General features: G+C 47.2%; 14 protein-coding genes. 6 read left to right on the forward strand and 8 right to left on the reverse strand.

Annotated features, from left to right (window positions below):
- The first annotated feature begins 245 nt into the window (after positions 1-245).
- On the forward strand, positions 246-704 hold the full coding sequence (locus tag NKT06_RS02110) for a cupin domain-containing protein (protein WP_076216501.1): 459 nt from the start codon (positions 246-248) through the stop codon (positions 702-704).
- Between the two features lie 74 nt (positions 705-778).
- Here NKT06_RS02110 and NKT06_RS02115 read toward each other — a convergent pair whose 3' ends face one another.
- The 3 genes from NKT06_RS02115 to NKT06_RS02125 form a co-directional block, all read right to left on the reverse strand.
- Positions 779-1633 (reverse strand): hypothetical protein, encoded by an 855-nt coding sequence (locus NKT06_RS02115; RefSeq protein ID WP_253429374.1) that lies wholly within the window; start codon positions 1631-1633, stop codon positions 779-781.
- Positions 1630-2148, reverse strand: a complete 519-nt coding sequence (locus NKT06_RS02120) for a sigma-70 family RNA polymerase sigma factor (protein WP_253429375.1) — start codon at positions 2146-2148, stop codon at positions 1630-1632. The genes NKT06_RS02115 and NKT06_RS02120 overlap by 4 nt, the downstream gene beginning before the upstream one ends.
- A 283-nt stretch (positions 2149-2431) precedes the next feature.
- Complete coding sequence (locus NKT06_RS02125; RefSeq protein WP_253429377.1) at positions 2432-3259, reverse strand: aldo/keto reductase; 828 nt, start codon at positions 3257-3259, stop codon at positions 2432-2434.
- A 334-nt stretch (positions 3260-3593) separates the two neighbouring features.
- Here NKT06_RS02125 and NKT06_RS02130 point away from each other — a divergent pair, with 334 nt between their 5' ends.
- The 4 genes from NKT06_RS02130 (at position 3594) to NKT06_RS02145 (ending at position 7162) form a co-directional block, all read left to right on the forward strand.
- Positions 3594-4850, forward strand: a complete 1257-nt coding sequence (locus NKT06_RS02130) for a DUF445 domain-containing protein (protein ID WP_253429379.1) — start codon at positions 3594-3596, stop codon at positions 4848-4850.
- Between the two features lie 358 nt (positions 4851-5208).
- Entirely contained in the window at positions 5209-5490 is a 282-nt protein-coding gene (locus NKT06_RS02135) for a hypothetical protein (protein ID WP_253429381.1), read from the forward strand.
- A 57-nt stretch (positions 5491-5547) separates the two neighbouring features.
- A complete protein-coding gene (locus NKT06_RS02140) occupies positions 5548-6840 on the forward strand; it encodes a Tle-like phospholipase domain-containing protein (RefSeq protein ID WP_483311606.1) in 1293 nt (430 codons plus the stop codon).
- A gap of 49 nt (positions 6841-6889) precedes the next feature.
- Positions 6890-7162 carry a hypothetical protein gene (locus tag NKT06_RS02145; protein ID WP_017691024.1) on the forward strand — a complete coding sequence of 91 codons (273 nt, stop codon included), beginning with the start codon at positions 6890-6892 and terminating at the stop codon, positions 7160-7162.
- A 138-nt stretch (positions 7163-7300) separates the two neighbouring features.
- Here NKT06_RS02145 and NKT06_RS02150 read toward each other — a convergent pair whose 3' ends face one another.
- The 4 genes from NKT06_RS02150 to NKT06_RS02165 all read right to left on the reverse strand — a co-directional run bounded on the left by NKT06_RS02150 (position 7301) and on the right by NKT06_RS02165 (position 11931).
- A complete protein-coding gene (locus tag NKT06_RS02150; RefSeq protein ID WP_253429387.1) occupies positions 7301-8089 on the reverse strand; it encodes a YcnI family copper-binding membrane protein in 789 nt (262 codons plus the stop codon).
- 386 nt (positions 8090-8475) lie between these two features.
- Positions 8476-10191 carry a copper resistance CopC/CopD family protein gene (locus NKT06_RS02155; RefSeq protein ID WP_253429389.1) on the reverse strand — a complete coding sequence of 572 codons (1716 nt, stop codon included), beginning with the start codon at positions 10189-10191 and terminating at the stop codon, positions 8476-8478.
- 251 nt (positions 10192-10442) lie between these two features.
- A complete protein-coding gene (locus tag NKT06_RS02160) occupies positions 10443-11099 on the reverse strand; it encodes a response regulator (protein ID WP_150365287.1) in 657 nt (218 codons plus the stop codon).
- 1 nt (position 11100) lies between these two features.
- A complete protein-coding gene (locus NKT06_RS02165; RefSeq protein WP_253429392.1) occupies positions 11101-11931 on the reverse strand; it encodes a sensor histidine kinase in 831 nt (276 codons plus the stop codon).
- Between the two features lie 304 nt (positions 11932-12235).
- On the opposite strand from NKT06_RS02165, the gene NKT06_RS02170 reads away from it, so the two are divergent.
- Positions 12236-12403, forward strand: coding sequence for a hypothetical protein (locus NKT06_RS02170; protein WP_017691019.1), 168 nt, complete (start codon positions 12236-12238; stop codon positions 12401-12403).
- Between the two features lie 133 nt (positions 12404-12536).
- On the opposite strand, the gene NKT06_RS02175 is transcribed toward NKT06_RS02170, so the two are convergent.
- Complete coding sequence (locus NKT06_RS02175; RefSeq protein WP_253429394.1) at positions 12537-14369, reverse strand: bifunctional diguanylate cyclase/phosphohydrolase; 1833 nt, start codon at positions 14367-14369, stop codon at positions 12537-12539.
- Positions 14370-14430 lie beyond the last annotated feature (61 nt).

A 14430-nucleotide genomic window follows, 5' to 3' on the forward strand; every position in this document is an offset into this window, starting at 1 on the left:
CCTCTGCTTCACGGATTAACAACGATATCCATATCATAACGGAAAATCCATCTTTTTGTAAACGCTATCATTGGAAATGAAACATTTCTTTAATCATATGTAAAATACCGTGAGAACGAATCTGGCATGGCCCATGTGAGCTGTCAAGGTGACAAAACTTGAATGATGTTTTAGAGTAGGGGGAGAGAGGCGAAACTCTGGTTAAGGAGTGTCTCCAATATGATGTAGAAGGAAGGAAACAGGTTATGACGACACATGAATTATCGCCATTGGTTGCTGCGCTCAATATGCAACCTCACGTTGAAGGCGGTTGGTATAAGGAAGAATGGAAGGCATCCTATCAGATTCCACAGTCCGTTCTGCCGGATACATATTCCGGCCCAAGATTCTCGGCAAGTTCCACGTATTTCTTGCTGCACGCACATGAAATCTCCGAGTGGCATACCGTTCTGTCCGATGAACTTTGGCTCTGGCATAGCGGCAGTCCGGTTGAACTGAAGCTGGGCGGCAACGGGGAGAACCCGGAGAACGAAGAAGTTCTTGTTCTGGGAATGGATATTGCTGCAGGTCAATCACCACAGGTGCTCGTTCCTGCCGGCGTATGGCAGACAGCACGCCCGTTGGGTGATGAGCCTGTATTGGTCACTTGCGTAGTTGCGCCAGGTTTCCACTTTGATGATTTCAAGCTGGTATCCAAAGGCTAAGTATAACTTGTACCACAAAATCCCGATCCAGGTGCATAGGCATCCGAATCGGGATTTTTTTCTTTTGGCAATAATTAATCCCTCGGATTCTCGTTACTCATCCAGCTATCCACATAAAACTTCTCATGATAATTTGGCTGCTGTGCGAGTTCTTTGAGCTTCTGTTCAGCTTCTTCAGCGGTAGGATATTCTCCAATAACTGCTGTAAACTGACCAGTGGACGTTTTGAGGAAAGAGATGTCCTCATCGGGATAGGATTCTTTAATTATACCCATTGATTCTCCAAAGGGCATTGATTCTGTGCGGAGCGAGTATACCTTCCGAGGTGTGACCGGTTTGCCGTCCGAAGTCAATTTCACTTCCAGGTAGCCGGGATTCTTGAATTCCGTTACGGCGTACTGTACCCCTTCTTTTAAAACAACGACGAATCCGACGGAGGAGTCGTCTAAAATCATGGAACCATAAACATCTTTCACCAAAGGTTGGGTCATAAAGTCGGCTTTGACTTTCTCTACATCCATGTAACGTGCACCGCTAAACGTGAAGAGGACACGATTCGGTGCTTCTTTGTGTTCGACATTATAAGAAGGTGCATCATTGGTCTGATCCTGTTCGTCGTTGCTAAAATTAATTTTAAGCGTATTTTCAGTTGCTTCTGAACCCACGGTTACCCCATCCGTAATCTTGCCACCATCGCCGAATTGAAGCACCTGAACAATCGTTCCGACCACAGGTATTTTGACCATGGCGTTTGCGACAGTAGGAATGTTGATAATGAGCAGCAAAGCGGCACATGCTGCCAAACTGGAAGCGTAGCGAATGATACGGGATGAGCTTTTGCGAGCGGCAGCCTTTTGCTGGGCACGACGAATAACATCTGGAAGTTGAGCTGGAATTTCAATGTTTTCATAACGTTCTTTACTAGTCATAGATCTCCAACCTCTCCTTCGACTAAATCCATTTTTAATTTGTTGATAATCCGATAGAATTTTGACTTCACGGTATTCTCCGACAGGGAGAGCACTTCAGCGATCTCTCGAAAACGCATATTACCAAAAAACTTTAATATAATATAGGCTCTATCTTCAGGCACGAGTCGATCAAGTGCATCATACAAGTCCATTTTCTCTTCCACGGATGCCCCTCGTTCTGGAGCCACAAACTCCTGTACATGATCCTCCATATAGGTCACTCGTTGATTCCGTCGAATATGATCTATCGCTGTGTTAATCACAATTCGTGACATCCAGGAATCGAAATAAGTCATGGATTCCATCTTTCCATAAGCGATGAACCCTTTATAGACCGCTTCGGATACGATATCCAGCGCTTCTTGTTCATTTTTAACATAGCAGTATGCCAGTCGATATAATTTATTCTGTATCTCTGTTATTTTTTCGCTGAACTGTTCTTCTTTTGTCTTTCTATGGTTCAGTCTAATCACTCCTGATCCCCCCATGATAAACCTAAATATTCAAGTCACTACTCGTTCCAGGCCCGGATTCTATATACGTGCTTGAGTTCGTTTGACACTCGTTAGACTGATGAGGAGATCAAATAGTTCTAAACTGTCAAAAAACTTTTCTTTCGGCACAGATTCGGTACTGAATAGGATAGCGAGCCTCGCCTCCATTCTTAACTACGAATAGATTGCCTATAACATCACATGACAAAACACCCGCTCTTCTGAGATCGAAGGCGGGTGTAATCGAATTAAGATGTTTATATTAGAAATTAAAGTTGTCGGGATCAGAACCAAAGCGTTTGTTCTCGTTCAGTCCGTTAATCTGCTCTACTTCTTCCGAAGTTAACTCAAAATCGTAGAGATCGGCGTTCGCGCGAATACGCTCAGGCGTGACGGATTTTGGTATGGTCACGATGCCGTTCTGCAGATCCCAGCGCAGAATGACTTGTGCGGGGGACTTGCTGTATTTGGCGGCGATGTCCTGAAGCAACGGATGATCCATCAGATGACCTTGTCCAAGCGGAGACCAGGCTTCGATCTGAATCTGATGTTTGTTGCAATACTCACGAAGCTCCGATTGAATCAAAAGTGGATGAAGCTCGACCTGATTGACTGCAGGTTTGACCGTGGCATCAATCATGAGGTCTTCCAGATGATGAATCTGGAAATTGCTCACCCCGATTGCGCGGATGCGTCCTTCCTTGTGAAGTTTTTCCAGCGCTCTCCATGTATCTTTGTACTTGCCTTTGACCGGCCAGTGGATGAGATAGAGATCCAGGTACTCCAGTTCGAGTCGTTCCATGCTTGCTTCGAAGGCGGCAAGTGTCGATTCATATCCCTGATCGCTATTCCATACTTTCGTAGTAATGAACAGATCTTCACGGGCTACTCCGGATTCACGAATACCCTGAGCAACACCCGTTTCATTGTTATACGCTTTCGCTGTATCGATGCTGCGATAACCAGCTTGAATGGCCGTTTTGACAGCATGAACGACCTCGTCTCCGTCTTTAACTTTGAATACCCCAAAACCTAGCCATGGCATTTTGACTCCGTTATAGAGCGTGGTTGTGTCCTGCACGTGTTTCATGGTCCGAAATTCCTCCTCTGATTGATTCATTGTTCCACTATGTAATTACCCTGCTGTTCAGCAGCCAATCGATATCAAAGGGCCGTTATGATTGATTATACTAAATTATTCCTGGTATAGGAAAAGGGAGCGGTCCGTTTTACGACGTAAACACAACAAATGTCCTTTTTCGCCAAGCAGAGGTTTGGTTTTGACGCTTGTGGGTGATAAGATGAAGTATACGATATATGGAAGTTAAGACTTTGCTATTGGAGAGTTTACATAAGAACAGACGAAGTGCGGAATCGGGTACAGGCCGGGCCGTGCGATTTAATGATAAAGGAGCAAGAATACAATGGCTAAACCTAAACAAACCAAAAAAGCAGCAGCCTGGTCTCTCGTGGTGATGGGAGCGGGATTTGCTGCATCCTTGCCGTTCCAGGGCGTTCCCGTGGGCAAGTTGCTGGTAGGATCGTTTGAAGCGGGACTTGTGGGTGGACTTGCGGACTGGTTCGCAGTTACCGCACTATTCCGTCACCCGCTCGGTATTCCAATTCCGCATACGGCATTGCTGCCGAAAAATCGGGATAAAATGACGGAAGGACTGGTCTCCGCAGTAGAGAATAACCTGCTCAACAAAGACAGCATTACCGAGAAAATTGCAGATTTCAAAGCAGCAGAGACGGTGCTCGATACGTTGACACGTGAGCTTCACAATGACGGGATCAAGACCATGATTGATACGCTCTGCAAACGAATTCTGGCTGGTCTGCCGTTAGAGCAGATTGCTCCACTCGTAGCAGCTGAGATCAAGTCACAGGCGGGGGCGTTTGATCTGGGTCCGATTCTGGAACGGGCTGCTCATCAGATGACAGAGCGGGGTTACGATGCCAAAGCACTGGACTATGGACTGAAGCAAGCCGAGGAGTGGCTGGTTAAACCCGAGACGGTGATGTTTTTGGGTGAAAGCGGAATGAAAGCGATCAGCGGCATTCAAATGAACGGATTGATGCAGTTTGCGATGAATGCGTTCCTTGGTTATATGAACGAGGAGCGTCTGGGTGGCATTTTGCAAGGATATCTCTTCGATCGGGTAGAGGACATGAAACGTGAAGGCAGCGCTCTAAGGTACAAAGTGCTTGATATGGTACGTACCCAGACAGTGCGTCTGGCGATGAGTGAGGCTATGCAAGATGGAATCAACAGCTGGAAGAACAATATGCTGGAGAGTTGGAACGCTGAGGAAACGGTGCTGAACAAACTCACGGAACTAAGAGACAAGGCGCTCGCCGCGATGGAAGATGGACAGTATGTAGATACGTATGCACTGCCTGCCATTGAGCGGGTATTGGTTGATCTGCGGGCAGATCACGTGTTGATGACAAGCATGAATGCCAAGATCGTAGATGGCGTTACAACACTGCTGGAGAAAAATCACTCCAAAATCGGTAACCTCGTGCGCGAAAATGTAGACAAAATGGATAATGCCTCCTTGATCTCGATGATTGAGGATAAGGTGGGGCAGGATTTACAATGGATTCGGATCAACGGAGCCGTTACCGGATTTATTATCGGGATTGCGCTGACCGCTCTGCGGATGGTGCTTGAATAGTAACAGTGAATTATGGCAAAAAGAAGGGCCGCTCTTACAAAGAGCAGGCTCTTTTTGTCGTGCATGGGAAAAATCGCATGTATTTGATGCAAGAATTAGGAAACGGGGTAATGTACACCAAAGTGCTCTGGATGAATCATATAGGAAGAAAGTTACATGAAAACGATCCTGTTAGCCGATATGGCTCATGTTGATTTTGTACTATGATGCAGGTAACAGATGAATAGGGTGTACTTCACATCTAGTGAACGCCTCGATTCTACCAAGAGGAGGGATCCGTATTAAACGTGCAGGATGGTTGAAGGGTTTATTCACACTAATGATGGTGTTTACTATATTTCTGGGAGGTTGTCAGAACATGAATGCAAGTGAGAAGGAAGCGCTATACCAAGAAGCTGAGGCAACCGTAATTCAGCACTTCAAGCAGAAGTTTGAGCTGGATGTTGTGATTACAAGCAAAGAGTTGTTGCCGGAGATGGCAGTGTCCCAGATCGGGCTTAAAGGCCATGTGAAAGATCACGAAGATCAGAGTTTTGGCATTTCGTATGACTACAAAAAGAAGGTGACCAAGAACCTGGTCATTAGCCCTGAGATTGAAGAAGTGATGATGGCCAAGGGACATGATCCATACGCTAAATAAAGGGAGGTGTAGTTATTGAGTAACGGGTCCAACATTGATGATGAAACGTATAAAACGATGTCTGATCTGGCCTATCAGGATCAAAAGGCTGGAGACAAATTAACGGAACTTCCCGGATGGGAGGTCCTTGAAGGGACGGAAAGTAACAAACTTTCCGGTTTTGATGCTGTAACATTTTATAATCCCGAGACCAAGGAAGCCGTCATTGCTTATCGTGGTACAGAAGGAAGTGCGTCCCTGGATCGTTCGGTACCAGACTTTGTCATGGATGGCCGTATTGGGGGCGGAGAGTTGATTCGCAAGGGTCAGCAGGAGGCCGGGAATTTTGTTGATAATCTTACGCCGGATTGGCTCGACAAAGGGGTCCAAGGCGTCAAGGATTTTACGGGTATATCCAAAGTGGAGAATTGGGCTGGTGACAGGGTAAGAGACGTGGAGAACTGGACCGGTGATCGCGTAAAAGATATTGAAAAAACCGTTTCCCCTACAGGCTGGGCCAATCAGATGTATCAATCAGAAGACTACGCAAATCACATGCAGAACAAGCATAAGGATCTGAATTTCTCGATGACCGGACATTCCTTGGGCGGGGGAAATGCGCAGTATGCATCTGCATATACCGGAATTCCAGCCGTGACGTTTAGTGCACCATCCGTAATGGGGAATTTGACGCCAGAGATGCGGCGCCGGGCTGAATCGGGTGAGTTTGACGGGCAGGTCGTGAACTATGCCAATCCTAGTGATCTGGTAGCCAGCGGAACGTTGGGCGGATATGATCGGCATGTGGGATCGACGTACTACATTAATTCCAATTATGAGGATGCAAACGATGGAGTGGGCATTATTGATAAAGCCAAGAACTCATTTGGTGGAGAGAACTATCACAGTCTGGATCAATATGATTTTAAAAATGGTTACATATCCAATGACCTGTACGATCCAATTACTGGAGAGAGAGTCCGCTATTCACCACGCCTTATGGATCACATGGGACCGTTCAGCAAGAACTTCGGTCCGTTAGGTTCCAGGTCTGGCGGCGGTATGGCTCTGGGGGCAGGAGCTTCCGGTTTGATTCAGGTAACGCCCGAAGAACTGAAAAGTGTCGCCTCCCGGTGGAAGCAAAATGCACAGCAATGCAATGCCGAGCTGAATCAGGTACGAAGCCGCATGGCTCAATACCTGCATACAAGCCGTAGTCGCAGGCTGGAGCCCATTGTTACCCAACTGGACGCGTCGATTCAAGAACTTAGCACATGGCATATGAAACATACCAGCCAGTTCCTGAACTTTATCGATGAGAAAGCAGATGCCTTCCGGCAGGCGGACGAAAGTCCGGTTCATTTTAATTAGGAACCAGGTTGGTTCATGTTCATATCACGTACATGGGGAGGGAACGCAAGTGGGTGGACAATTGCTGGTGGAATTGAATGATCTTCGGATTGCGGAAAAAGAACTGACACAGCTGCTTGCCCGTCTGCAAGCCGATGAACAGGAAGCGAGGGCGCTATACAGTCGCCTGAACGATTGGAAAGGGCAGTCTGCTGATCATACAAGGCAGCAGATTGAAGAGTTTTTTGCGGGCCTGTCCAGACGGATTCAATCCATCGAACAGCAGAAGAAAAGCTTGCTGCAATATATTGAAATTATGATCCAGACGGATCAGGAACGCTAAAGAGTGGTTTGGCTGATGCCATATTGCGGATGGCAATCAGCATGGATAGACAAAAAGAAGCCTATGGTCCATCGGGTTTGATCCCGTACGCCATAGGCTTCTTTGCGATTTCAAGTTATTGAATGCTGCCAATCGTTCTTAGCGTTTTTTGCGACGTGTCGCCAGAGCGATTCCCAGGAAGGATAGGATCAGAGCCAGAATAGATACAATCAATGTTGCCTGTTGAAGCTTCAATGTACCCGGGTCTGTATCTGTGTTATTCGGCTCACCTGTAACGGTGTCATTAAGTGCATCGCCCAGCGTAGTGTCATCATTTGCTTTGCTATCGTCGTTAGCTGCGTTATCACCAGTGCCTGTTTCTGTACCTGCACTATCATGTCCGTCGTTTGTTGTACCAGCACTGTGATGATCTCCACCTGCCTCATTACCGGCAGCTGCCGGATCTTCGCTAATCGTCGTGATACTGTGCGGGTTGGCGTCACTTGGTTGGCCTGTCCATTCTACGATGCTGCCATCGCTATAATATTGGAAGGCATCCCAAGCGACTTCAGCTTCGGTCTTCGGGTTCTGTGCAACAAAGTTGAACTGTTGGAATTGTCCTGCGATAATACCCTCGTTATCTCCTTCAATTTCCCATGTGATCGATGTGACTTCATTGGAGTCGTTCTTCTCGGTGGTGATTTTCCAGCCAGCCAGTGGCTGATATTGCTTGAATGCCACACCTTCCGGTACTTTCATGGTGATTTTGGTTGTAGGCAGATCTTTCTCGGATGGAATCTTAATCGTGTACGTCTGCCATGCGCTTGTCTGTGCAACGGATGGGCTAACAGTAACGTGCGCGCTAGCGAATCCGGCAAATAGCATAAATGCTGCAGTACCTGTTGCGATAGTGGATGTTAGTTTGGAAATCCATGATGTTTTCTTCAAAATAAATAACCCCTCTCAGTTCTTATCATATATGATTCGGCCCATTTTCTTAAATAAGTGTCTACGTTCTGCAAAGGCCGTTTCGGTTACGAATGGTCTTTCGAGTGATTAAAAGCAGATTACACTTGCTACTTCGATGACAGAATAACCTTCCGATCGCTGTTATCCCCAGATTTTTTTGATTCCCTTTTCTTAAAGGGTAAAATCCGGGGATAAAGGCGAACGCTTCGCTTCTTCACGCTATTTCTGTCCTCTCCGTTCTCGTGTAGATCAGAAAGCTTTTAGCTTCGCTTCTCCAGAATCAATTTCATTCCCTTCACTACATTTGCAGTTTGTAGAAACACTAATTTTAGATTGGGTCACTTTTCAATATCAACGTAGTGTAATTATGGCTTGGCGGTGTCGATCTCGAATTCGGCATCCAGTGCATCCAGCGATTTGGTTAACAGGTGTACCTTGATATTCCAACGTCCAGGCATGGAGATGTAATCTTCAGCCTTGTACACACCGGTGTCGTTTTTCGGAATGGTGATCTCATAGATCCCCATATCCATGTCCAGATGTGTGAGTGACAGCGTGATCTGTTCCAAATCATTAACGATACTGCCATCTGCACGTTTGACATCAACTTTAAATTGGTTCTCTCCCGTCACATTGGGACTCACCTGAAGTGTGATCGCCGAGCCATCATCTGTAGTCTTTGTCTCCTGATACGGTCCAACTGCCGTCGGTTGTCCTGGAGACAGATGTGTCAGCACGGCAGCAAGAGCAAGAATCACAGCACCAGTAGCAAGCTCGGCTTTCAGGCTGCCAGACAATCTGCTCCCCGTTGCTGCTCTAGCGAGTCGCGCATGACGCCATGCTAAGAGAACCATCACAATCAGCAAGACGATCTTGCCGATCAGGACAAGGCCATAGGCTGTAGTGAACAAGGAAGTCAGTACAGGTGCTGGTAGAATAATCAGACTGCTGTATATTCCTGTAGCGACCAGAGCGGCTACGGCGCCAATCCCCCAAGCGGTGAATCTACGTATGGCAGTCCAGTAGACTTCTCCTCGCACCTTCGAAGGCAGCTTGTCGGCGAGTGGGGGCAGACATATCGCCATGGCAGTCAATGCACCAATCCAGAAAGCGGCACCGATCAGGTGCACGAAGTCCATGGCAATCGCGAGAGCACGTTGATCCGCCGCAGCCGGATGTCCTGTCATGGCATGAGTGAACAGCCATCCAAGCACGAGCACGAGTGACCCGTAAGAAGACCAGATGCGAGCACGGATGGATCGATCGCGATCATATCCGGAGAGAATCGTGACGGCCAATAGCATTATAATGAGCATCTGTAACATCCAGATCTGACCAAAAGATGTCAGTTTGAGTGCACTCCCAATCAGTCCCCAACTTAGTTCGTTCAGAGCCACACCAGATTCATATAACGTATTTAGTGGCAGGCTGACCAGAGCGGCAAAGGAAGCGGCAGCATAGCTGATCCATAACAATCTGTAGCTACCCAGAACATCCATAGGCTCTCTTGTCATGGATGTCGGTGCGATTCGCAGCAGCAAGAATGCAAGTGTCCCCAGGATGACAGACAATCCGAGATACTGAATCCAGTCTGTCAGGGATACGATCCATTTCAGCGGCCCACCTGTTGAACCGGAACCAGATGTAAGATCACTTAGTCCGGCAGGAGAACCGGATGGTTCACCGATATGGAAAACATATGCGCCTTGAATCGGGTGTCCATCGGCAGACACAGCTTTCCAGTTGACGGCATAAGTCCCGTTCCCGAGTTCAGCCCGCAGGCCAGTCTCCAGAATATGAGGTCGATTCGCATCGATCTGTACCGTTTCGTCATCTGCCTGAGTACCGTCAGGCCCGGTAATTTTAATATCATAAAAGGCCGTCTGCAGGGATTCGTTGAACTCCAGCGTCAACCGCTCCGGAGCGGTTACGAGTATCTCGTTCTCTCCTGGCGAAGCCTTAACAATATAAGCATGGGCAGATGCCCACTGTGGCATAACAAGGCAGCACACAAGCAACAGGCTGGTGACCAATGCCCAGTGCCGTTTGCCCCATTTCAGGGTAAAGCTTGTCAAAATCAAAAAATCATCACCCTCAGGTTATAGATTTGTAGTCATACATGGCGCATTAAACACAATCTATTCCATTATAACTTTGTCCAAAATGACTGCGTATGACTACATTGGGCTATAAAAAAACGATTTGGTCTTCATAATTGTGACAAAAGCATGAATGTGAATGGTACAGAGCACCCATCTCGTCTAATGTTACAAATCTCATATAGGTGTGCGATACGTTCATGCTACCATTCACATATGGCTACGAAGCTGCGCTATTTCCGAAGCTTACGTCCCGCAAGCCCGCTCTCTAGCGCGTAGCGGGTGAGTTGTACCCGGTTTTCAAGCTGGAGCTTCTGCAAAATGTTTTTAAGATGATTCTTCACCGTTTGGTCTGAAATACCGAGTTGATCGGCGATCTCCCGATTGGTATATCCTGCGGATACCCATTGCAGAATCTCAAGCTCCCGCGCCGTAAGTGGATTATCTTGCACATCTTCACTGCGTGGTGCGGGAAATTCCTGCAAAATCCGGTAGGCCAGTTCCTTGCTGAGCGGTGCATCGTCGCTGACGATGGCGCGCAGGTATTCAAGCCAGGTAGAAGGCGTTAGATTTTTGAGCAAATAGCCTTGAGCACCTTGTTTCAGTGCTTCGAACAGGAAGGTCACATCATCCGATACCGTGACCATAACAACAATAACATAAGGGAATCGCAGCTTGATCTGACGGGTGGCTTCCAACCCATCCATCTCCGGCATCTGCACGTCCATCAGGATCAGGTCAGGCATCCATTGTCCGGTGAGCTCTAACGCTTCCTGTCCATTCGAAGCTGTGCCAATCACTTCAAACAGGCTGTCCTCGGATAAAATGCTACAGATCGCTTCACGCGCATGCGCATGATCATCAACAACCAATACACGTACATGTTCCATATTAAGCATGCTCCTTTCCTATCGTCATTCGTGTATGCCCCGGTCTGGAATCGAGGGTGAAAGACCAACCCATCTCGGCAGCACGTTCCTTCGTAATTCGGAGTCCGTACCGATCCTTCAGATGAAGAGGATCTCCACTTAGTCCGTTCCCATTATCCTGAATATAAATGAACCAGGCAATGGGGTTACCTTCCGCGTGAACCTGAACGTGGGTAGCCTGTGCATGTTTGCGTACATTCAGTAAACCCTCCCGGATACAGGCGAGCAGTTCAACTTGCTCCTTGGCAGAGAACGCTACACCTCTCAGGTCCCAATGAATCTTTGCACCAGGTACGGTTTCCTTCACGAGCATTTCGACCTGCGCATGCAGTGAAATAGTTTCTGTTGATACGGTAGAGGAAGGAACATAACGCAACTGGGCAATCGCTTGCCTTACATATGTATTGACTTCATGCACGGTTTTTTGAATCTCATGGATCTCATGCTCATGTCCGCTCCCTGCCAGACTACGACCTGCTTTATCGGTCTTCACGGACAGCAGGAAAAGAGACTGAGATATGCCATCGTGAAGTTCCCGGGCCAATTGGTCACGAGCTTCCAGGGCTGCTTTCGCTGCGCGTTCCTGCTCCAGAGCAGCCCTGGCACCTTCGAGCATGTAGAACAATCGGCTGAGCAGTGTCACACTGACGAGATACACGATGACCGGCGTTAGCCAGTTTCCAGCATCCATCGAAAGGTACGGCATCAGAAACTGATGGCGAATATATTCCCAGATGCCTACCGTGAATGTGGGGATCAGCAGAATCATCCATTTGATTTGTTTATAGGACATGAATGCAGAACTCCTTTGATCTAGGATTAGCTTAATAAGGTAATTTATTTACACAGGGATGGGACCATTATAACGCAAGCTTGTCCAAGACCCTAGTCTGTGTCTTTGGAGAAAGCTGGGGAGGATCAGGGAGTATTTAGAAGGATATCTAAGAACGACAAGGGGTGAAATGTTGTCACGCTAGGTGAGGGTTGGTGTGAACAGCTGAGGAAGGCTGAGTCCGTTTTCCCTATTGGAGAAGGTCCTCTATACTTATATAGAACGTGAATTCATTACAAAACATGTTAAGGAGTGAAGCAACAACATGAGTCAAGAAGTATTGGAACGTCGCAGTGAATTGCTCAAAAAGAACATTCACCAGATGCTTGTTCAAGACAATCAGCACGGTATCAGTCGCCAAGACAACATGTTTTTGCAGCAGATGATCAAAGAGCTGCATCAGACCTCACATGAACTGAATACCAAATCTTAATGTAGAATCTGCACGAGAATGAAGATGTCTGGTGTACGATTCATTCCATGAAAATGAAAATGGCGCTATCTCCGATCAGACCGGGGATAGCGCTTTGACTTTTTAAGAGCATGCATAGAAAGCTTCATTTATCTTACAGCAACTGTTGCTGAGCGGTTCTTTTCTCAATATATCGAATGAATAACTCGGCAAGCTCTGGATCGAACTGTGAACCCGAACATGCGCGCAGCTCCCGAATAGCTTCCTCGACGTTCTTGGTCTCCTGATACGGCCGCTCTGTCGTCATGGCATCAAAGGAGTCAATCACGGTCAGCATCCGGCACAGCCGGGGAATCTCGTTACCCTTTAGGCCGTAAGGATAGCCCTTGCCATCATAGCGCTCGTGGTGAAGTTCAATATACGGAATCAGATCGGCGAAGCGATCGTTCGTGATGACCATTTTTTTGCCCCAGGTGACATGTCCCTTGATCGTTTCCCATTCTTCTGCGGTGAGCTTGTCCTTCTTGTTCAGAATCGACCAGGGAATCTCCAGTTTGCCGATGTCATGAATCAGTGCTCCCAGCACGAAACGGCGTTTCTCCGCATTGTCCAGAGCGAGCAATTCACTGATATCCAGTGCGTATTTGTAGACCCGTTTGGAATGTTTAAACGTATCCATATCCTTGTATCTGAACAGATTGAGCTGTTGCTCGATGTCACGAACGTCCTGTACCAGATCAATCTCGTGTTCCATACCATCGTTGCTTCCGTGGCGGTGTACGTTGTTTTTGCCCTGTTTCTTCGCATAATACAGTGCTTTATCCGCCTGATCTACGAGTTGGGATTTGTTATACATATCCACCTGATAGGGGGCGACGCCACCCGAGAAGGAGAGACAACCGTGTGGAAACACTTCAACGCCTTCAAACGGCGTGTCATTAAGTTGTTTGCGCAGCTTATTCATAAACTTGTAGGATTCGTCCAATTCCATTCCTGGCATGAGCAGCGTGAACTCTTCCCCTCCATAACGAAAGGCCGTAACAGGTGTACCTTCCGTCTTTCGCATCAGAAAATCCCCCAGCAGGGCCAGCAGACTGTCGCCTTGGAGGTGGCCAAACCGATCGTTATACTTTTTGAAATCATCGATATCAATCAGTCCAAGACAGAGCGGTGTTCCCTGCGTACGAGCGGTAGTCAGCTCATTTTCCAACATACTTTCAAAATAACTATGGTTGAACAGACCTGTGCGTTGATCCGTGTTAGCTTTCTCCTCAATGGTCTGATACATGACAAACAACTGCTTGAATGCATGAGAGAGCAGAATACTGAGACTCAGATACAACAACAGACCGAGCACGCCATTGTGCACGACCAAGATCGTCAGGACAAGCGCCAGAATCAGCGTACATAAATAAACCAGCAGGGATTCGGTAACGAATGCCCGCTTCATCTGCTGTAATGCATCCTTCGTTGAGAAATGAAAGAATAGGCCAAGTGTGATCGTGTTGATGATGAAGTAGGCTGCAAGCGCTGCAAAATAAGGAAGCAGATTATAGCCGTCCAGCGTTCCCGATTGCCCGCCAGTCCACTCAAACACAGCAGCTGCTCCCGTAATCATGAGACTGTAGATGCTGAAATTGACAATGTGTTTCCACCAGGTGAGCTTTCGCTCTTTGACTAACAGGATGATGGAGACAGGGAGCAGTACAGATAAACTGAAAGCTCCGCCAAACATGAATATGCAGGCAAGGTATACCGATGAATCCATGGATTGCTGATTGCCTTTGGGTGGAATCTGGAATGTGAAATAATCCAGGATTAACGCCGCGCCCAGCATGGTGTAGACCATGACCCAATCCGCCGTGGTTAGATGAAGGTAAGACCACTTGTTCATGTACAGAAAAACACCGATCCCGGTACAGCTAAGCAAAATAACATACAGACTGCTTCGATCTGCCTTATGGATAAGGTTACGAATAAAGTTCATAAAAAATCTCCTGCTTGGGTTTAGTCTACTCTTGATGTGTATATAATTGGTGTTCTTGTAT

The sequence above is a fragment of the Paenibacillus sp. 1781tsa1 genome, assembly GCF_024159265.1.
GTDB lineage: Bacteria > Bacillota > Bacilli > Paenibacillales > Paenibacillaceae > Paenibacillus.

Excerpts from the sequence above, each read along its gene's own strand:
- NKT06_RS02170 (WP_017691019.1), top strand. The coding sequence starts at position 12,236 with ATGAGTCAAGAAGTATTGGAACGTCGCAGTGAATTGCTCAAAAAGAAC.
- NKT06_RS02160 (WP_150365287.1), bottom strand. The coding sequence starts at position 11,099 with ATGGAACATGTACGTGTATTGGTTGTTGATGATCATGCGCATGCGCGT.
- NKT06_RS02125 (WP_253429377.1), bottom strand. The coding sequence starts at position 3,259 with ATGAAACACGTGCAGGACACAACCACGCTCTATAACGGAGTCAAAATG.
- NKT06_RS02110 (WP_076216501.1), top strand. The coding sequence starts at position 246 with ATGACGACACATGAATTATCGCCATTGGTTGCTGCGCTCAATATGCAA.
- NKT06_RS02175 (WP_253429394.1), bottom strand. The coding sequence starts at position 14,369 with ATGAACTTTATTCGTAACCTTATCCATAAGGCAGATCGAAGCAGTCTG.
- NKT06_RS02130 (WP_253429379.1), top strand. The coding sequence starts at position 3,594 with ATGGCTAAACCTAAACAAACCAAAAAAGCAGCAGCCTGGTCTCTCGTG.
- NKT06_RS02165 (WP_253429392.1), bottom strand. The coding sequence starts at position 11,931 with ATGTCCTATAAACAAATCAAATGGATGATTCTGCTGATCCCCACATTC.
- NKT06_RS02115 (WP_253429374.1), bottom strand. The coding sequence starts at position 1,633 with ATGACTAGTAAAGAACGTTATGAAAACATTGAAATTCCAGCTCAACTT.
- NKT06_RS02135 (WP_253429381.1), top strand. The coding sequence starts at position 5,209 with ATGAATGCAAGTGAGAAGGAAGCGCTATACCAAGAAGCTGAGGCAACC.
- NKT06_RS02140 (WP_483311606.1), top strand. The coding sequence starts at position 5,548 with ATGTCTGATCTGGCCTATCAGGATCAAAAGGCTGGAGACAAATTAACG.